14 protein-coding genes are annotated in these 19,777 nt (G+C 70.4%); 5 read left to right on the top strand and 9 right to left on the bottom strand.

From position 1 onward, the window contains the following. Nucleotides 1–4: 4 nt before the first annotated feature. The 6 genes from clpB to NQO67_RS00300 all read right to left on the bottom strand — a co-directional run bounded on the left by clpB (nt 5) and on the right by NQO67_RS00300 (nt 8,236). Entirely contained in the window at nt 5–2,650 is a 2,646-nt protein-coding gene (gene clpB / locus NQO67_RS00325) for an ATP-dependent chaperone ClpB (protein WP_255945117.1), read from the bottom strand. Then, entirely contained in the window at nt 2,641–3,018 is a 378-nt protein-coding gene (locus NQO67_RS00320; RefSeq protein ID WP_255945115.1) for a chaperone modulator CbpM, read from the bottom strand. Before NQO67_RS00320 ends, clpB begins: the two co-directional genes overlap by 10 nt. Further along, nucleotides 3,015–3,956, bottom strand: a complete 942-nt coding sequence (locus tag NQO67_RS00315) for a DnaJ C-terminal domain-containing protein (protein WP_255945113.1) — start codon at nt 3,954–3,956, stop codon at nt 3,015–3,017. Before NQO67_RS00315 ends, NQO67_RS00320 begins: the two co-directional genes overlap by 4 nt. 5 nt (nt 3,957–3,961) lie before the next feature. After that, on the bottom strand, nt 3,962–4,603 hold the full coding sequence (locus NQO67_RS00310; protein WP_255945111.1) for a nucleotide exchange factor GrpE: 642 nt from the start codon (nt 4,601–4,603) through the stop codon (nt 3,962–3,964). Between the two features lie 7 nt (nt 4,604–4,610). After that, nucleotides 4,611–6,503 (bottom strand): molecular chaperone DnaK, encoded by a 1,893-nt coding sequence (gene dnaK / locus NQO67_RS00305; protein ID WP_255945109.1) that lies wholly within the window; start codon nt 6,501–6,503, stop codon nt 4,611–4,613. A gap of 617 nt (nt 6,504–7,120) precedes the next feature. After that, nucleotides 7,121–8,236, bottom strand: coding sequence for an adenosine kinase (locus NQO67_RS00300; protein WP_374118875.1), 1,116 nt, complete (start codon nt 8,234–8,236; stop codon nt 7,121–7,123). A 192-nt stretch (nt 8,237–8,428) separates the two neighbouring features. On the opposite strand from NQO67_RS00300, the gene NQO67_RS00295 reads away from it, so the two are divergent. Together NQO67_RS00295 and NQO67_RS00290 are read left to right on the top strand one after the other, a co-directional pair. Next, nucleotides 8,429–13,126, top strand: coding sequence for a hypothetical protein (locus tag NQO67_RS00295; protein ID WP_255945107.1), 4,698 nt, complete (start codon nt 8,429–8,431; stop codon nt 13,124–13,126). Between the two features lie 610 nt (nt 13,127–13,736). Then, nucleotides 13,737–14,039: an integrase core domain-containing protein gene (locus tag NQO67_RS00290; protein WP_255945106.1), complete on the top strand. Its 303-nt coding sequence runs from the start codon at nt 13,737–13,739 to the stop codon at nt 14,037–14,039. Here the strand turns inward: NQO67_RS00290 and NQO67_RS00285 are convergent. Then, the gene (locus tag NQO67_RS00285) at nt 13,992–14,189 is read right to left on the bottom strand and encodes a hypothetical protein (RefSeq protein ID WP_255946786.1); all 198 of its coding nucleotides are present in this window, start codon (nt 14,187–14,189) and stop codon (nt 13,992–13,994) included. The genes NQO67_RS00290 and NQO67_RS00285 overlap by 48 nt on opposite strands. A 250-nt stretch (nt 14,190–14,439) precedes the next feature. Next, nucleotides 14,440–15,299 (bottom strand): IS5 family transposase gene (locus tag NQO67_RS00280; protein WP_374118894.1). Its coding sequence is split into 2 segments (ribosomal slippage): nt 14,440–14,928 and nt 14,931–15,299, totalling 858 coding nucleotides; the frame shifts between segments, so codons are not numbered across the junction. 168 nt (nt 15,300–15,467) lie between these two features. Here NQO67_RS00280 and NQO67_RS00275 point away from each other — a divergent pair. The 3 genes from NQO67_RS00275 (at nt 15,468) to NQO67_RS00265 (ending at nt 18,646) form a co-directional block, all read left to right on the top strand. Continuing rightward, nucleotides 15,468–17,015 (top strand): pentapeptide repeat-containing protein, encoded by a 1,548-nt coding sequence (locus tag NQO67_RS00275; RefSeq protein ID WP_255945105.1) that lies wholly within the window; start codon nt 15,468–15,470, stop codon nt 17,013–17,015. A 182-nt stretch (nt 17,016–17,197) separates the two neighbouring features. After that, nucleotides 17,198–17,971 carry an IS5 family transposase gene (locus NQO67_RS00270; protein ID WP_255945104.1) on the top strand — a complete coding sequence of 258 codons (774 nt, stop codon included), beginning with the start codon at nt 17,198–17,200 and terminating at the stop codon, nt 17,969–17,971. Between the two features lie 18 nt (nt 17,972–17,989). After that, entirely contained in the window at nt 17,990–18,646 is a 657-nt protein-coding gene (locus NQO67_RS00265) for a TetR/AcrR family transcriptional regulator (protein WP_255945103.1), read from the top strand. Between the two features lie 136 nt (nt 18,647–18,782). Here NQO67_RS00265 and NQO67_RS00260 read toward each other — a convergent pair whose 3' ends face one another. Next, nucleotides 18,783–19,568, bottom strand: coding sequence for a glycine-rich domain-containing protein (locus tag NQO67_RS00260; protein WP_255946784.1), 786 nt, complete (start codon nt 19,566–19,568; stop codon nt 18,783–18,785). Nucleotides 19,569–19,777 lie beyond the last annotated feature (209 nt).

Here is a 19,777-nt window from a genome sequence, read left to right as displayed (position 1 = left end):
GGTCTCACGCTGCCTTACCGACAGGGGCCCGGTGCTCGGGCCTGTCATAGGTGACGTTCAGTTCGCCGTCCTGGGTGTCCACCCGGATCGTCGCGCCGTCCTGCACTTCACCGCGGATCAGGGCGCGTCCGACGAGGGTCTCGACCTCATGCGAGATGTAGCGGCGCAGCGGCCGGGCACCGTAGACGGGGTCGAAGCCCTGCTGGGCGACGTGTTCGCGGGCGTCCTCGGTGAGCTCGACGGTGATCTGCCGTTCGGACAGGCGCCGCCGCAGGTCGTTGAACTGCAGCTCGACGATCTGCTTGATCTGGTCCATGGCGAGCGGCTTGAACAACACGATGTCGTCGACACGGTTGAGGAACTCGGGCCGGAAGTGGCTCCGCAGGTCCCCCAGCACCAGAGCACGGGCGTCCGGTTTGATCTCGCCGTCCGCGGTCGCGTCGTCCAGCAGGTGGGCGGAGCCGATGTTGGAGGTCATGATGAGGACGGTGTTGCGGAAGTCGACCGTATGGCCCTGGGAGTCGGTGATGCGGCCGTCGTCCAGTACCTGGAGCAGGGTGTTGAACACGTCGGCGTGCGCCTTTTCGATCTCGTCGAGGAGGACCACGGAGTAGGGCTTGCGGCGTACCGCCTCGGTGAGCTGGCCGCCCTCCTCGTAGCCGACGTATCCGGGCGGGGCGCCGACCAGCCTGCTGACGGTGTGGCGCTCCTGGTACTCGCTCATGTCCAGGCGGACGATGCTCTCCTCGCTGTCGAAGAGCGCCGCTGCGAGCGCCTTGGCCAGCTCCGTCTTCCCGACGCCGGTGGGGCCGAGGAAGATGAACGAGCCGATCGGCCTGCGCGGGTCGCGGATGCCGGAGCGGGCCCGGATGACGGCGTCGCTGACCAGCCTGACGGCCTCCTCCTGGCCGATCACCCGCTCGGTGAGGATCTCGTCCAGGCGCAGCAGCTTCTCGCGCTCGCCCTCCTTCAGACGGGTCACGGGGATGCCGGTCCAGGCGGCCACGATCTCGGCGATCTCTTCCTCTGTGACCACCTCGTGCAGGAGACGGTTCTCGCTCTGCTTGGCGGCGAGCGCCTCCTCCTCGGCCTCCAGCCGGCGCTGCAGTTCCGCGATCCTGCCGTAGCGCAGCTCCGCCGCGCGGTTGAGGTCGTAGCGGCGCTCGGCCTCCTCGGCGTCCCGGCGGGCCTGCTCCAGCTCCTGGCGCAGCTCCTGCACGCGCCGGATGGCCTGGCGCTCGGCGTCCCACTGGGCGTGCATGGCGTCGGCCTCGGCACGCAGATCGGCCAGCTCTCGCCTGAGGTCGTCGAGGCGCTGACGGCTGGCGGGCTCCTCCTCCGTTGCCAGAGCCGCCTCCTCGATCTCGAGACGGGTCACCCGGCGGGTGATCTCGTCGAGTTCGGCGGGCATGGAGTCGATCTCGGTGCGCAGCCGGGCGCACGCCTCGTCCACGAGGTCGATGGCCTTGTCCGGCAGGAACCGGTCGGAGATGTAGCGGTGGCTGAGGGTGGCGGCGGCGACCAGGGCGGTGTCCTGGATCTTCACACCGTGGAACACCTCCAGGCGCTCCCGCAGGCCGCGCAGGATGGAGAGGGTGTCCTCGACACTGGGCTCGTCCACCATGACCTGCTGGAAGCGGCGTTCGAGCGCGGCGTCGGACTCGATGTGCTTGCGGTACTCGTCCAGTGTGGTGGCGCCGATCATGTGCAGCTCGCCGCGGGCGAGCATGGGCTTGAGCATGTTCCCGGCGTCCATCGCGCCCTCGGGGCCGCCGCCGGCGCCGACGACCGTGTGGAGCTCGTCGATGAAGAGCAGGATGCGACCCCGGGCTCCCTTGACCTCGCCGAGCACGGCCTGCATGCGCTCCTCGAACTCGCCGCGGTACTTGGCGCCGGCCACCAGTGAGCTCATGTCGAGCGCGAAGATGGTCTTGTCGCGCAGCCCGTCCGGCACGTCGCCCCGGACGATGCGCTGGGCGAGGCCCTCCACGATGGCCGTCTTGCCGACGCCCGGGTCGCCGATCAGCACCGGGTTGTTCTTGGTCTTCCGGCTGAGGATCTGCACCACGCGGCGGATCTCGGCGTCCCGGCCGATCACCGGATCCGTCCTGCCGCCGCGCGCCTCGGCGACCAGATCGCGGCCGTACTTCTCCAACGCCTCGTAGGCGGCCTCGGGGGTCGCTGAGGTGACCCGTTGATTGCCGCGGACCCGGGTCAGGGCGTTCAGGAACGCGTCCTTGGTGAGGCCGTACTCCTTCAGCAGACGGCCGGACGCGGTACGCGACCCCTCATCGGCGAGGGCCAGCACGAGGTGCTCGACGGACACGTACTCGTCCTTGAGCCGCTTGGCCTCCTGCTCCGCGGCGTCCAGCACCTTGGCGAGTCGCTGGGTGACGTACACCTGGCCGGGTGCGGCACCCGGTCCCGTCGCCTTGGGCCGGCGGGAGAGTTCCCCGGACACCGCGGTACGCAGTCCCTCGGTGTCCACACCCGCCTGCTCGCACAGCCGGGGCACGAGGCCCTCCGGCTGGTCGAGGAGGGCGAGCAGCAGATGCTCCCCGTCGACCTCGGTCTGGTCGAGCCGGGCCGCGATGGTCTGCGCCTGCTGGAGAGCTTCCTGCGATTTCTCGGTAAGGCGGTTCATATCCATGATTCATCACTCCTGCAGCCGGCGTTGCTGCGCCTCAGCTCGGCCTCCAGTTGGCTGATCCGCTCCAGCAGGTCGAGCACCAGTCCGACGGAGGCGTAGTTGAGCTGCAGTCCGGCCCGCAGCCGCTGGGCACGGGCGAGAGTGGCGGGGGCGCCGAGGCCGAACCACAACCGGCCGTCGGCGTCGCGCGTGGCCTCCACGACGCCGAGCGCCGCCATACGCCGAACGAGGTCGGGATGGAGGCCGGAGCGCTTGGCGGTGGCATCCAGGCTGAGCCGGTCCAGGGGCATCGTGGCGTACCTGCGGACGAGGACGTTCGAGGGGCGCCCGCGCACCAGTGCGACGGAGCGCCGCGAGTGGTTGCTCATCCTGTCTCCCTCGGATTGAAGGTGGAAGCGGCCGCCAGTTCCTCGAAGAGCTCACGCTCCCGGTCACTCGGCTCGGGCGGCACCATGATGCGGACCTCGGCGTACAGGTCGCCGTCGCGACCGCGCGGATTGGGCATCCCCTCGCCGCGCAGCCGAAGCCGGCGACCGCTGGAGGAACCGGCGGGGACGCTGAGCTTGACAGTGCCGCCGGGCGTGCGAGCGGGCACCTTGGCACCGAGTGCCGCCTCCCACGGCGCCACCGGTACGGCGACGTGGACGTCGCGGCCTTCCAGGCGGTACCGGGAGTCCGGCCGGATACGCACCCGCAGATGGAGGTCGCCGGACGGGGCGTCGCCGCTGCCCCGTCCGCCTTCGCCGGCCAGCCGGATGCGCTGTCCGTCGATCACCCCCCGGGGCACATTGACCTCGTAGGTACGCTCCCCTTCCGGGCCGGTGAGCGTGACGGAGCGGCGGCCCCCGCGGTAGGCCTCCTCGACACTGAGCGGCAGCTCAGCCTCCTGGTCGGCGCCGGGCACGGGGCCCCAGGCCCCGCCCTGTCCGGCGCCTCGGCCGAAGATCCCGCCGAACAGGTCGTCGATGTCCACGCCCTCGAATCCGCCCCCGAAGCCCGTGCGCACGCCCCCGCCGCCGGGCCGGCCGCCGACCCCGCCACGGGCGCCCGCACCGGCGGCAACCCGCTCCTCGTAGTCCTCCGGGACACGCCGGAAGTCCTCTCCGAAGCGGTCGTAGCGGCGCCGTGTCTCGGGGTCGGAGAGCACGCTGTAGGCCTCATTGAGCTCCTTGAAACGCTCCTCGGCCTCCGGATCCTTGTTGATGTCGGGGTGGTATCGGCGCGCCAGCCTGCGGAAGGCCTGCTGGATGTCGTCCTGGCCGGCGTCACGCGGTACCTCGAGAACGCTGTAGAAGTCCCGTGCCATGGACGTCACTCCTGCCGCTTGCTGACCACGACAGCCGCAGGACGCAACAGATCGTCGCCCGCTCCGTAGCCCGGCCGCACGACCTGGACCACGGTGTTCGGCTCGGTCGTGTCATCGTCGGTGTCCACGACGCCGACGACCTCGTGCCGGGCCGGGTCGAAGGGCACACCCGTCTCCTCGTACCGCGGGTAGCCGAGCCGGCCGAACGCCTCCACTGCCTGGTCGCGCACCGCCTCGACACCCTTCAGGACGGCGGACGGTTCGGATCCGGCGTGCGCGAGGGCCAGTTCCAGGTTGTCGATGACGGGCAGCAGCGCCGCGGCGGTGCGGGCACGCTCCTCCGCCCGCACCTGCTGGAGCTCCTTCGCGTGGCGCTTGCGGAGGTTGTCCAGGTCGGCGACGGCGCGATGCCATCGGTCCCGGAGCTCGGCGACCTCCTCGGCACCCCGATCCCCCTGCGCCGCAGCCGGCTCCTGCTCCTGCTCCTGCTCCGGTGCTGCGGACGGCTGCTCTCCCGGCCGCCGCACGGGCAGTTCCTCCTGCGCGGCGGGCTGCTCCTGCCCGGCGGCCTGCGCAGTAGCCTCCTGCCCCCGGGGCTGATCCCGGCGCGGTTCACCCTGCGTGGTGGGGTCCTGCTCGGCGGACATGGAGGCCTCAGCTCTTGTCGAAGTCGGCATCGATCACGTCGTCGTCCGCCTGACCAGCACCGCTCTCGCCGCGCTCCGCGCCGCCCTCGGCCTGCCCGCCGGCGCCGGACCGATGGGCCGCGAGCGAGGCGTACACCTGCTGTAGCTCGGAGGTCAGCGACCTGACCCGATCCAGCGGCGCCTCGTCCCTGACAGCGTCACGGGCCTCGCCGACCAGCATCTCGGCCCGGGACCGCTCGTGGGACGGGGCGGCGTCACCGAGCTCGTTGATCTGGCGCTCGACCTGGTAGGCGGCGGCGTCCAGCTCGTTGCGGGCGTCCACGGCCTCCCTCAGGGCCCGGTCCTCGCCACGGTGCTCCTCGGCCTCCTGGATCATCCGGTCGACCTCGCCGCGGTCGAGGTTGGAGCCCTCGGTGATCGTGATGCTCTGCTCCGCGCCGGTGTCCCTATCGCGTGCGGCGACATTCACGATGCCGTTCGCGTCGACGTCGAAGGTGACCTCGATCTGCGGCTCGCCGCGCGAGGCCGGCCTGATGTTCTCCAGGCGGAACCTGCCGAGCACGCGGTTGTCCGCGGCGAGTTCGCGCTCGCCCTGCAGGACCACGATGTCAACGGCGGACTGGTTGTCCTCGGCGGTGGAGAAGGTCTCGGTGCGGCGCACCGGGATCGTGGTGTTCCGCTCGATGATCTTCGTCATCACGCCACCCGCGGTCTCCACGCCCAGCGACAGCGGTGTGACGTCGAGCAGCAGGACGTCCTTGACCTCGCCCTTCAGCACCCCGGCCTGGATCGCGGCGCCCAGCGCCACGACCTCATCCGGATTGACGCTCATGTTCGGTTCCTTGCCGCCGGTGAGCCGCCGCACCACGCTCTGCACGGCCGGCATCCGGGTGGCTCCGCCGACGAGGATGACCTCGCCGATATCACTCTCGCCGATCTTGGCGTCCTCCATGGCCCGCTTGACCGGCTCCATGGTCCGCTCCAGCAGGTCCTGGGTGATCTGCTCGAACGTGGAGCGCATCACCGTCTCGGTGAGGTGCTTGGGGCCGGAGGCGTCCGCTGTGATGAACGGCAGGCTGACCTGCGTCTGGGTGACCGAGCTCAGCTCCGTCTTGGCCTTCTCCGCAGCCTCGAAGAGGCGCTGCAAAGCCTGCGCGTCCTGGCGCAGGTCGATGCCGTTGTCCTGCTGGAAACGATCCGCCAGGTGGTCCACCAGCCGCCGGTCGAAGTCGTCGCCGCCAAGGTGGCCGTCACCAGCTGTGGCCCGCACTTCGACCACACCCTCGCCGACGTCGAGAAGGCTCACATCGAAGGTGCCGCCACCGAGGTCGAACACGAGGACGGTCTCATGTCCCTTCTTGTCCAGGCCGTAGGCGAGCGCGGCGGCTGTCGGCTCGTTGATGATGCGCAGCACCTCAAGACCGGCGATGCGCCCGGCATCCCTGGTCGCGGTGCGCTGGGCGTCATTGAAGTAGGCGGGCACGGTGATGACGGCCTCGGTCACCCGCTCGCCGAGCTGCTTGCCGGCGTCATCGGCAAGCTTGCGCAGCACAAGCGCGCTGATCTCCTCCGGGGCGTACAGCTTGTCGCGTATATCGAAGCGGGCATTGCCCTGGTCGTCCGCAACGACGTCGAAGCCGACCGCCTTCGCCTCCTCGGGGATCTCGTCGAAACGGCGGCCGATGAAACGCTTGGACGAGTAAACGGTGCCCTTGGGGTTGAGGATCGCCTGCCGGCGGGCGAGCTGGCCAACCAATCGCTCACCGGTATCGGTGAACGCCACCACGGAGGGTGTGGTGCGGCTGCCCTCGGAGTTGGGCAGCACCGTCGCCTCGCCGCCCTCCCACGTCGCGATCACCGAGTTTGTGGTCCCCAGGTCGATCCCGACTGCCTTGGCCATGAGGTACTCCTTCGTCGAAGCCCGTGTACAGATGTGCGGGGCGTGCGTCGGTGTTCCGCCCATCGGTGGCCTGATTGTGATGCCGCCGTTCCACGCTCCTGGCGCCCGGAGCGATCCCCGGGCCCGCCTCCGCCCTGGTCGGCGCAGCCTGCCTCGTGCGGTGCGCCCTCTCACGCAAGATCGGCGACACAGTTCAGCGTCACGGGGAGCCGCCGGCTCGCCAATGGCGTCACGAAGCAGCGGGTGTGTCAGTCTTCCCCCGCTGAAACACACCAACAGGGTAATAGCGATATAACCTCATAAACCAGTATGGATGGTGACTCAGCGGACAGGGTCAAGGCCAGCGGTCCAGATCGGCCCCCCAGGACCAACGGAGGCGACGACGAGCACGAAGCTCTATGACCGCGACCTCGGACACGGCGGCCTCCGCGGGCCGCCCGGAGCGCGGTGCACCTCGCCAATCCGGACAGCATCTACGCGCCCTCGACGATCACGAACGACAGGCGATCATGAACGACAGGCGGGAGGGAGTGCGATCCTGGGAGGCACCCTGGCAGCAGTGGCCCGTCACAGCCGCCCCAGGCAGCATCACGGCTACCTGCGTCAGGACGGTCTCATCACGTGTTCGCCCTGTCGACGTGCCGCAGTCCGCCCATCCAGCCAGGGGCTGTCCGGCGAGTCATGCGCCGTTCCATCGCGGCTGCCGCCGCAGTCGTCACGCTCACCGCCACCCCCGTGGCATGCGGGGGTTCGGACGGGGGCAGCGCCAAGGCCGGGCCCACAGGGCCCACGAAGGGCGCCGGCTCCAGCAGCACCGCCCAGCCGGCCGGCGAGGAGTCGCCCGGCGCCACCGCCGGCAGCACGCAGGCGCCGGTCGGCAAGCTCGGCGACACCCTGGAGCTGGTGGGGATGGAGACGCCATACAGTGCGCAGCGCAGCGGGTCCTCGCCCTTCAGCCAGCCGAACAGAAACGCGGAGGCGAACGCGTCGCCCGCGCCGTTGGAGTCCACGACCGGCGCGGGAGGCGCGATGGCGGGAACATGCGTCAGCTCTCCTGCGGACAGCAGATAGGCACCCGCGGCACCCGCGGTGACGACCACGATCCGGGCTCGGCCACGCGCGACGATGTCCCGCATCGCGTGCTGCGGATCCGCCAGGGCGGTGGCCGACAGGAACACGACGTCCGCCGCCAAGGCGAACGGCTCGTGGTAAGGGTTGACGCCGTCCCGGTTGTGCAAGTCGGTCGAGACCGTGAGCCCGGTCTCCCGCAGCCGTGGCAGTGCGTGCGCGCAGGGATGGGTGATGACAACGTGCGCATGGCGACTGGCCGCGGCGAGTTGGCGCACCGTCTGCTCGGGCAGCCGGTCGTCCGCACCGGCGCGTGTGCCGTCGTAGCAGGACAGCCGCTGCCCGTCCGGGCCGACGAGATTGACCGCGCGCTTGGTGCCGGCGGACTGCGGGATCGCCGTGAGCGGGATGCCCTGGTCGCGGTGCAGGGCACGGACCAGGTCCCCCTCGTGGTCATCGCCGACCATGTCGAGGTGATGGGTGCGCAGCCCCAGCGCGGTCAGCCCGAGTGCCACAAAATCACCGCTTTGTCCCGCGCGGGTCTCGATGCCGGGGCGAATCATGTAGCTGTCGGCGAAGGGGAGCGGTAGCTCGGGAACGTGGACGATCGTGTCCACTCCTGCGCCGCCCAGGACGAGGACATCGGTGTCGGTGTCGCTGGCCATGGTCCCCTCTCGGGCCGTCATCGGCGGCCGAGTAAAGCAGGCTGCCACCATTGCAGCAAGAACTTGCTGCAAATTTCTGCAACTTCGTCAGAGGGCTTCACGACGCATGCGCAGGGGCGGTTCGTGACGGCACGTCGCACATGGCCGGAGGCATGACCCCGGCGTGTCAGAGCGTGCCACTAGGCTCCCGCCATGCTGGATCTGCTCCCCGCCAACCCCGCCTCATCGACCCTCTATCCGGAATGGGTCCGCTGCCACGCCTCCGCAGGGGAGAACGGCGCGGAGAGACTCCTCGCCCGGGTGAGTGAGGGGATTCCAAGGGCACACTCCAAGCCGGGCCGGTTCATGGACGACCAGAAGCGAGCCGCGCGCGACCTGCCACCGGAGCATCTGCCGTGGTTCTGGGACACCGTCGGCCACCGGCTGTGCCTCGGCCTCCCCCGGCATGCGGCCAAGGCGTACGCGCTGGCCCGCGAGGCCGAGCGCACCCACTCCCTTCCGGTCGACCCCGACTACGCCGTGGCGAACGCGCTGCTGTTCGCCCGCTGCGGCGCCCTGAGCGGGGCGGAGGTGAGCGCGCACCAGAAGTGGCTGGCGACCGCGCTGCCACCGGAGGCGGCCCATGAGCGGTTCACCGAGTTGCTGCGGGCGTGCGGCGCCGGTGGGGTGACGCCACCGCCGGATCTGCACGGCAGGGTGCGGGCCTCCGCTCGGGGCGCAGGGCTGGGAGTCGAGGAGGAGGCGCGGATCCTGGGCGAGGCGCTGGTCGCGGCCGAGGGCGACACCGTCCCCGCCGCGCTTCTGAACGGGGCCGCCCGGGTGTTCGCGAAGTCCCCACCGCCCCGTGCCGTGCAGGCCGTGCTGGCCGGGCTGTTCCCGCCCACCGGGACCATCGGCGGCGCGTTCCTGCGGCTGCTGCGCGACAGCGGCACCGTCGACGCCATGGCCGACGGCTGGGTGGAACCCCCCGGCGGACTCGCCGCATGGCTGGCCCGGTTCGTGGAGACCTACGAGTACACCGTGGTCCGACCGAGCTCGCGCGGCCTGGTCCGCGGAGGCTACCGCCAGGCCATGCCGGACGAGCTCTACGAGGACGTGCTGCCGCGGCTGGCCGGCCGGCTGCGCGGGCAGGGCACCCCGGTGCGGCTCGGCACGCGGCTCGACGCCGACCTGGTGGACGCCTGTCTCGCCCTGGAGATCCCGGTGGAGCACCCCGGGGCCGTGGCGCGCCTGGAGACCGAAGGGTGCCGGCGTGACCTGGCCGCACTGGCCGCCCACCCCGAGTGGCGCCATCTGCTCGCCGGCGCCGCCGAACCCGGGAAGCGGGGGACGGCCGTCACGCGGCTGCCCGAGGCCGCTGGGGTGGAGAAGGCCGTACGCGACCGTATCGCCCGGCAGCTCGACCAGGTTGCCCACGGCGGACTCGGTGCCGCCAGGGAGGCGCTGTCCCGGCTCGACTCGCTGCTGGACACGCCCACCAGCGCCGCACTGCGAGGCATCGGCGAGGCGCTGGCCGGACTGGATCTCACCGGCCCGCTGCTGCGCACGCTGCGCGCGGGCATCCCCGCCGAGCTGGGCTGGCCGGCCCTTGAGCAGGCCGTGGCCGAGCTGGAAGCGGCGGGAGCGCAGGTCGAAGGGGTCACCTGCACATGGCCGGTGCTCACCCTCTACGGCGGCGGCCGGGCGATCGCAGTGGACCACCGGGGACGCCGCGGCGCCTGCGACGTCGCGGTGCCCGCGGAGGCCGAGACCCACACGGTCTTCCACGTCGGCGGGGATTTCCTGGTCGGCTGGCGGATCGGAGGCCGGTACAACGGAGCACATCACGCCTACTGGGCCAGCACCCCTGACGAGGTGTTCCGCCCCGGGAACACCATGGGCCTGAGGCGGTACGCCAGCGGGCTCGACGGCGGCCTCGGCTACCAGTTCGCGACCGCCGACGGCCGGGGCCGGCACGACGGGGAGCGCGTCCTGCACCCCGGCGAGCGCGACGGTATCGGCCACTTCGACCAGCAGATGAGCGACGGCACCCGGGTGTGGAGCGAGGAGTACCTCAGCGACGACTCCGCCCAGCGCCGGGACCGGTACTGGGCCGAGGTGGACCCGGACACGGGACAGCGCCGTCCGGGGATCGCGCTCCCGGACTTCCACACCACCGCGCACCTGCCCGACGGCTGGGTCCGGAGCGCGGACGAGCTGACCCTGGTCGGGCTGCCCGACGAGGTGGCGGACTCGGTCCTGGGCCACGCGGACGGGCTCTCGGGGTTCCGGGTGTGTCACGCGGACGAAGGGACCAGCCACCGCGGGAAGCACTACAGGCTCGAGGGAACAGACGGCAGGCACGCTTCCTACCGCCGCGAGAGCGCAGTGCCGGACCACCGGGACGGGGACCCGTGGGGCATCGTGCGGATGCCCGCCGGCGGCGCGGACCTGGTGGCCACCGTGTTCGACGAGACCAGGAACTGGCTCACGGACGTCGTCATACCCTGCTACGCGGCCGACGACCAGTCCCTGTTGTGGGAAGTGCGCCCGTTCCCCCGCAGGAACCCGAGCCCCGACGACCACCCGCCGTTCCCGCCGCCTGCGTTCTGGCACTTCCTGCGCCCTCGTGACCTCGACTCGTCCCGGGCACTGCGCACGGTCTCCCGGGACGCGGTGCGGGTCCTGCTGGACGCAGCGGCTCCCGGGGAGAAGTCCACCGCAGCGGCTCCCGAAGGCGGGTCCTCGGCGACGGTCCGCGCGGCGCTGGCGAAGGTGCTGCCCGGCGTCACCGAACCCCGCGTCGTTCAGGGCGTGGTGGCCGCCGTCGAGCAGGCCGCCCTGCTTCTCGGCCGGCGCCGGGTGCTGTCCGAAAGGATCGCGACCGTTGGTTCGGGGGCCCTGGTGAGCGCACCGGAAGACGTCCCCGACAGCGCGCTGCTCGGAGCGCTGCGCGGCCTGCTGCCCGTCACCAGGCCCTCGCAGCCGACCAGGCAGCCGGCCACCCTGACCGCGCTCGCCGCCGACGGGCAGTACCTGCGCGGCGCCGTCGACGACCGGATACGCCGCCTCAGCCTGCCGGACACCCCGTACGACTGGACGGTTCTGCTGGGCGGCATCGACGCCGTCGCCTGGCGCGCGGCCGCCGCCTTCACCAGCGACGAGGACCACGCCGCGCTGACCGCGCTGCTGCGCGTCTGGGCGGAGCAGCCCTGGGCCGCACCGGGCGAGTGGCGGCGGGGCCGTGCCACCGGCGCCGCACTGGCACCCCTGTGCAGCGCCGGCGGGGCCCTCGTCCCCGGGGCCCCGGCCACGGAGGCACTCGACCCCACGGCGCGGTACCGGTTCGTGCAGCCCGTCAGCGCTGCCGCGCCCGAAGAGGCGGAGGACGTCACGACCGTGACCGTCACCCGCGACGACGCCGCCCGGCTGCGCCGGCTGCTGGAGCTGCTGGCCACCCGCGGCCGGCTCCCGCTGGACGAGGCCGCCGTCGCCGCGTTCCAGGAACGCACCGGGGTGCGGCGGGCGGTGGCGGCCCTGGTGCTGGCCGGGCTACCGCGCAGGGCCAACCACGGCAGCGACTACACGAGCAACTTCGACGCCCACAACAGGATGCTGCGGTCCAAGCCGTTCCAGGCGAGCAAACTGCTGGCACAGACGGCCGAGGACCTCTCGTCCAGGCTGGGGGTGGCCGGGCGGCACCGGCTGCTCGCGGCCGCGGTCCCCGACGATCCCGCCGAGCTGTGGACCGAGGGCGGCACCGTGGCCGCGGCACGGCGCATGGCCGAGGTGTGGCGGGAACTTCTGGGCGGTGGGATCCCGGTCGACGAGGAGACCGTCGTCGCGCTGGAGAACGACCTCGGCCAGGGGGCCCAGGAGGCGGCGGCGCTCGCCGACCCCGCCGCGCTCCTGGCCACCACCGACATGCGCTGCGTCCTGGCGGCGGACCACCGCGGTCAGGTGGAGCCCTACGAGGTGAGCGCGGACGCCTCCCGGCGGAAGCTCTACGGTTTTCGGCGCCCCTACGCCCGACTGGCCACCCTGCTGGCTTGGGCGCTGACCGAGCGCCCCGTCGGCACCCCCGCCACGGCAGCGGTCGGGGAGCTGTACGCAAGGCTGCGTGCCCGGCTCGACGCCCCCGAACTGCTGCTGCCGCTGGGCATCCACAGACTGCCCCACGACCTGGCGGGGGTGTTCGGTCCGCGCACCCACCCCGTGGAACCTCCGAAGGAACCCCGTGACGAGGAGGCCGCTCACCCGGTGGCCTACGACACCGGGCTCCTGGTCGTCGACGGGAGGAAGGCCATACAGTGGCCGCTCGTGCGCCCCTCCGGGTTCTCCGACGCCGACGCCGTCGAGCGCACCCTGCGCATCTGCCGCGACCACGGCCTTGACGGGCTTCGGGCCGACCTCGACCGCCTGCGGGTGTACTACGACGGCGGGCTGTCCCGCATGGTGACGCGCGCGGCGGACACCCCCGTGCCGCCCGGCGGCCACGAGGCCGACCCGAGGCTGAGCGTGCCCGAGTTGGTGCAGCAGGCCGCCGACGAGCTGGGCACCGGCACCGACGCCGCCGCCCTCTACCTGCAACTGCTCACCCTGGCCCGTCCCACCGACCGCAATGTCCGCACCTGGAACGGCTGGAGGCCCACGCACCACAAGAAGGTGCAGGCCGAACTGCTCGACCACGGCCTGGTGGTCGAGGCCAAGCGCTCCCGTGCGGGACGCAGCGTGTTCCTCCCCGGCGGATGGACCGTTCCGAAGGCCCCGGAGCTGCCGCTGGAAACTGCGAAACTCCACACCCACATGGCCACGGTGACCGACAAGAAGGAGATCGAAGGCCCCTTCAGCCGACTGCTGCCCCCGGCCCCGCTGCATGAGATGTTCACCGCCGCGTGGAAGGCACGCTGACCGGCGTCGCAGTAGGGATCGTGCCCTGGAGTCACGCGCCGTGCCGTCGGATACCGCTCCGGACGGCGCGGCGCGGCCGGTTCGTCGGGTGGCAGGAACGCGCGGGGACTCGCCGTGACCTTGGCCTGGACGGTCGGTCACCGCCGTCCGACCGCCCTCCAACCCCTGTCCCGCTCGGAAACACGATTCCGGATGTGCCCTGCGTGCTTCTCCACCAGAGCCCGCACGGTATCTGGGACGCTCCCTCGATGGTGCTGTCGATCGTCACCGCGCTGGCCAGGAACCTGGTCATGGTCCCATCGCCGTGCTGCGCAGCCGCGTGGCCAAGGACGGTCAGCGATCGCGAGGGACCAACCGCGACAGCGCGGTCAGCCAGATCCGATCGGCCGGCTCGCAACGAACCCGAGCGACCTGACGGTGCAACACTGCCTTCTCGACCTGACGGTGCAACACTGCCTTCTCGACCTGACAGTGCAACACTGCCTTCTCCTGCCGGAGCGCTAACACCTCTGCTTGGGCTCCCGGATGCACTCACCGCGCTTCCTGCTCCTGGACCGGGACGCGAAGTGCACTCGGCCCTTCGAAGCCTTCTTCCAGGCGGACGGCATGGATGTCCACCTCAGCCCGCCCAGGCACTGAGAGCAAACGCGGTCTGCGAAAGGGCCGTGAGCACCCTCTGCCACGCGAGATTCTCGACCGAATCCTCATCTACAACCAGGCCCACGCCCACGTAGTACTCACCGCGTACACCAGGCACTACAACGAGCACCGCCCCCACCAGTCCCGGCAGCAACTACCCCCGGGCAGCGGCGAATCGCCCGTCCCGGTCGCCGTCACCGATCTCCAGCTCCAGCGCATCCGGCGACTACCAGTTCTCGATGGCCTGATAAAGCAATACCGACTCGCTGCCTGACCGCACCGCATCACCGCAGCTCACAGGACTGAACTGCATTTCGAGGGGCAGAGGCTCGCCCGCATCGGCGCGTTCGTCGAGCTGCACGTCCAACAGGCGCGAGGCCTCGTCGACCTCGACCACCTGGTCGCCGCTGGCATCCCGGGACACGGCCGCTGGCGGGTATGTGTCAGCGTATTCAACTGTCGCCAGTCCTCCGAGGAGTCCAGCGTGCAGGTGACCGTGTGTCATCGCTCGCGGTATGTCGTCTCCACGCCCCTGTGACTCGTTCGTTCGAAGGTCGACGGTGAGGGCATGGGTCCAGGACACCGGCGTAGGCAGGGCCCGATTCGAGGCTTGTCGGCAGTGGTAGGACAGAGGGCATGACTGCGTCCTCATGGCCTAGGGCGTTTCCTTCGGATCACCTCGCCGACCAGATGAAGATGGCGGCGAGGTGCAGTCCGGCCTGGTAGATGGTGGCGGTCTTGTCGTAGCGGGTGGCTAGGCCGCGCCATTGCTTGAGCTTGTTGATGCACCGCTCGACGGTGTTCCGCTGCTTGTAGGCCTCGCGGTCGAAGGTTGGGGGACGGCCGCCGAGCCGACCGCGTCGCCTTCGGTTCGCGGCCTGGTCCGCCGGCTGCGGGATCACCGCCCGGATCTTCCGTCGCCGCAGATGAAGGCGGATCGCCCGGGACGAATACGCCTTGTCGGCCAAGACCACGTCCGGCGTGACCCTGGGGCGGCCGATCCGTCTGGGCACCCGTAGCCGGGCCATGACCTGCTCGAATGCGGGCGCGTCACCGGCCTGGCCCGGCGTGATGACGAACGCCAGCGGCCGGCAGCGACCGTCTGCGACAAGGTGGATCTTCGTGGTCAGTCCACCGCGGGAGCGGCCGAGGGCATGGTCTGCCGGCTCGCCGACCGGGGCCCCTTTTGACGGGCCCCGGCGGCGTGCTGGTGCGCACGAACGATCGTGGAGTCGACCGCGACAACCCAGTCCAGATCGCCTTCGGCGTCGGCCTGGGCAAGCAGGGCGGTGAAGATCTTCTCCCAGGTGCCATCGGCGGCCCACTTGCGCAGACGGTTGTGAGCGCCCTTCCACGAGCCGAAGTGCTCGGGCAGGTCCATCCACGGCGTACCCGTGCGGTACTTGAACGCGATCGCGTCGATCACCTGCCGGTGATCACGCCACCGCCCACCCCGCCGAGGCGTCCGGTCCGGCAGCAACGGCTCGATACGCGCCCACTGCGCGTCGGTTAAGGCCACACCCAGACCAACGATCCGATGATCTGAAAGAAACGGCCTAGATGTGCTGCCGAAAGCAACTGTAGTGGAGCTCCTTTCGGCTCGTCTGACCGCTGCTTCGCTCACCTCGGCACAGAGGCACGGCAGTTGGCGCTATCACCTGGTGGGGATATAGATGTCCGAGGCGTCTCGTTCACCCGGCAGTTGCTAAGCAACCTGCGCGACGGAACTCAGAGCGTCTTCGGAACCGCTCGGTTCAATGGGGCAACATTCGAGGAAGAAGCGGAGTTCGACGGTGTCCATTTCAAGGGCGCGGCATTCTTCCATGGTTGTAAGTTTAACAAGGACGTCGCCTTCACTAACGCGCGGTTCGATAACTACGCAGGTTTCGGGCGAACGCACTTCCGCGGCGATGCGCGTTTCGAGCGTGCACAGTTCACTGGCAGAGCGTGGCTCCGGGCAGCCACGTTCGACGGGATGGCCCGCTTCGGTGAAGCAAGGTTCGACGGCGAAGCCCGCTTTGATGGCGTCCGGTTCAACGGTGAGGCATTATTCTCCCGGGTGCATTTTGAGGGGAACTCCGTATTCGGCGGAGCGAGGTTCTATCAAGACGCGCGGTTCAACCGGGCCGCATTCTATGGAAAGTGGACAGGGCCGTTTGCGTGTGCGAGTCGGGTTCACCTGGTGCGCACAACATTCCACAGTCCGATCCGAATAAAAATCGCAGCGCCGGGAATGGACGCTCGCGGAATCCATCTCAGGGAGACATCCGTTTTCTGGTTACGCCAAGCCACAGTGGATTTCGCGGATGCCCGGTTGTCCCAGCCCGTGACGATCGCCACCCACCCCGTGCCCTTTACCGGGAAACTTGCTTCTGTGGCTGGGGGTCAGCAGGTGAACGGGGAGGGCCTCGTCAGGATCGTCGATCTGAGCGGCGTGGACACGTCGCTTCTGGTACTGAGAGACATCGACCTGAGCTCGTGCACGCTGGTCGGCGCCTATCACCTGGATCAAATATCCTTGATCGGCCGGTGTCGGTTTGATGTACCGCCGGCAGGTACCACCCTGGGACGTGCCTGGTTCCCCGTGCGCCGCTGGACACGGCGTCGAGTCCTCGCCGAGGAACACTATTGGCGGGCTGCGCCCATGCACGGTGAGCTCAATCGCAGAGGATGGAAACAGCATCCTCTCCACACTTCAGGGGAAGGGGTCGCTGCGCCGGCCGACGTTGCGACTGCCTACCGGAAACTGCGCAAAGCACTCGAAGATTCTCTACATGAACCAGGTGCAGCGGATTTCTATTACGGAGAAATGGAGATGCGACGCCGCGATCCAGAAACCCCTCGCGCCGAGCGCGGATTGCTCCACGCCTATTGGGTGGTGTCAGGCTACGGGCTACGGGCATCTCGGGCCCTGAGCTGGCTCATGGTGGCTATGACGGCGACTGTCCTGCTGATCATGGGATGGGGATTGCCTGACGACCAACCGCAGTATCTGGCCGTGCATGCTGTTCAGGCAGACACCGAGATCGACGTATCCGAGCCACGCCTGGCTATGCCCCTCGCTGACCGATGGACAGCCGAGCGGGCGGAGCAGGCCAGTCAGCTCGTGTTGAACTCCGTCGTCTTCCGTTCAAGCGGTCAAAATCTCACCGATGCAGGCACGTGGATCGAGATGGCCTCCCGCTTCACCGAGCCGCTCTTACTGGGTCTCGCGGCGCTCGCGATTCGAGGACGGGTGAAGCGATCTTGAGAGAGATGACTCAGAGCACTGGCGGTATTCCTCGGATTGTGTCGGAGTGTGGTCACTGAGCCTTTTTCAACCTGACGGGGTGGTGGGGTGGTTGGCCGGGTGGGGGTCGGTGTCGGAACGTGAGGAAGCTCCTGGTAGGAGGGTTCACGACCAAGATCACCCATTCCACCAGGAGCTTCCGCGTGCTTGCCTACCCGTCCGGGCTCGACCTGTCCAGTTCGCACCTGCGGTTCCTTGCCGCGCGCCTGCGCGAGCACCGCCGGCGCATAGGCAGCAGGTGGCGTCGTCTGCCCGCCGGCCGCCAGGCCCTCCTTGCCCTGGCCCACCTGCGCAACGGCCCCACCTACGCCCAGCTCGCCGCGGGATTCGGCATCGGCACCAGCACCGTCTTCCGCTACATACGTGAAGCGGTCGAGGTCCTGGCCGGCCTCGCCCCCACCCTCCACGACGCCGTCCACACCGCGGTGAGGAAGGGGTTCATGCTGCTGGACGGAACCCTCCTCCCCATCGACCGCAGGGCCGCCGACCGCCCCTACTACTCCGGGAAACACCGCCGGCACGGCATGAACGTCCAGGTCCTCGCCGACTCCCTCGGCCGCTTGATCTGGGTCTCACCCGCACTGCCCGGAGCCGTCCACGACATCCGCGCCGCCCGCACCCACGGCATCCCCCAGCCCCTCACCGCGGCGGGCGTCACCTGCTGGGCCGACAAGGGCTACCAGGGCGCCGGCGGCACCGTCCGCGTCCCCTACCGCGGACCCTGGAGACACCTCTCCGCGAACCAGCAGGCCGTCAACCGCTCCCAGGCCAAGATCCGGGCCTTCGTCGAACAAGCCATAGCCACCCTCAAAACCTGGCGACTCCTGCGAAAACTCCGATGCTCCACCACCCGCATCACCACCATCGTCCAAGCCATCCTCACCCTCCACATCGCCACAACCTCAACCCCACGATGAAAAAGGCTCACTGCCCCCATGCCTGACGCCCCCGCCAAGCGCCCGTACCACCACGGCAATCTCCGCGCGGAGCTCCTTGACGCAGCGGAGCGCAGCCTGCGGGCGCACGGGGTCGAGGGGCTCTCGCTGCGGAACCTGGCGCGCGACGTCGGCGTGAGCCACGCCGCCCCGCGCCCCCACTTCGCCGACCGCGGCGCCCTGCTGGACGCCCTCGCCGAGTCAGGCTTCCGCCGCCTGGGCGCGCGGCTGCGGGCGGCGGTGGACGGCATCGACGACGAGGGCGGGGACGGGAGCGGGGACGAGGGCGAGAGCGGGGGCGACCTGCCGGCCCGGCTGCACGCCTTCGCCCGCGCCTACGCCCGCTTCGCCACGGAGAACGCCGCACTGACGGCCCTGATGACCGCCGGCAAGCACCGCCCGGGCGCGTCCCCGGCGGTCGCAGAGGCGGCCGGGGCGGCGTTCGAGCAGATCAGCGACCTGATCGCGCACGGCCAGGCGCGGGGCGAACTGGCGGGCGGCGACCCGGAGGACGTCGGGATCATCATCTACGCCACCGTCCTGGGCATCACCACCGTGATCAACGGCGGCATGGTCGACCCCACCCGCCTCGACACCCTCCTCGACACCGCGGTCACCCAGTTCCTGCGCGGAGCCCGGCCGGCGGGCGGCGCCTGAGGGCGGGCGTCGACCCCGGCGGGGGCCACGACAGGCAGACGGCCCCTGCGCGTGCGCGCAGTTCCGCGAGGAACCACGCACGCACAAGGGCCGCGGGGGCGCTCCCGTGCCAGACGCCGTCAGGCGCGGCCGGCCGTCAGTAGGTCAGCACCACGCACCCGTTGTTCCCGCCCGAGCCGGAGCGTGCGGGCAACTGGTGGGGGGCGTCGCCGCCGGAGTTGCCGGCACCCCTCCCCCCGAAGCCGCCGAACCCTGCCCCACGGCACAGCTCACGCGGAGCGGTGACTACGCCGCCGGAGCCGCCCGAGCCGGGTGCGTTGCGGAACCCCTCGCCGCCGACCTCACCGCCTTCACCAGTCATTTTGTGCACGTTGGTGCCAAGGCAGGAGCCAGCGTCCGCAGGCGCCCCGCCGGAGCCGCCGTAGCCGCTCTCCCAGTTGCCGGACGCCTCGCCGCCGCTCCCCGGCCGACCCCCTGTGGCCTGGGCCCACTGGGGGCTGCCCGTGCCGGCGGCGAGCATGACCTGGCTGACTTCGGCCGCACTCCCGGCCTGCCCGTTGCTGTACTTGCCGCTCCCGGCGCGACCGCCCTGGCCGCCCCGGCCGACGCCGACGTAGACGGGGTTGCCGGGCTTGACGCGGAAGTCGCACGAGACCGCGCCGGCGCCGCCACCTCCGCCGCCCCCACCGCCGCTGAGCGAGCCCTTGTTGTTGCCACCGCCGCCGGCGCCACCGCCGCCGCCACCGATGGCGACGACGTGGATGCTGGTGACGCCCTCCGGCACGGTAAACCGGTGCCCACCGGGCGTGGTGAACACCTGCTTGCCGGGAGCGGCCGGCGCCGCCGACGCCGGCGTGCTCACCACCCCCAGCGCGGTGAGCGCGGCTGCCACGACAACCACCCAGGTCCGTCGTGAACCCATGAAGTCCCCCTCCGGGAAGAGTCTGCAGAACCCCCACAGGCTTCCCGAGAGCACCCCCACACCACCCGCCCACGCGCCCCCAATCAGCCTATCGAGTGATCGTCACATCACATGGCTCACGTCGCGGTATCGGCCCGACGGGGCTGGTCAGCACTGCCGACCAGCCCCCTCGCCCTACGCCTCGCAGGGCGGCAACCCCGCAGGTCAGG

It is taken from the genome of Streptomyces odontomachi (genome assembly GCF_024435355.1).
GTDB classification, from domain to species: Bacteria; Actinomycetota; Actinomycetes; order Streptomycetales; family Streptomycetaceae; genus Streptomyces; species Streptomyces odontomachi.
The sequence above is the reverse complement of the archived record's forward strand: the minus strand, read 5'-3'. Positions and strand labels throughout refer to the sequence as shown.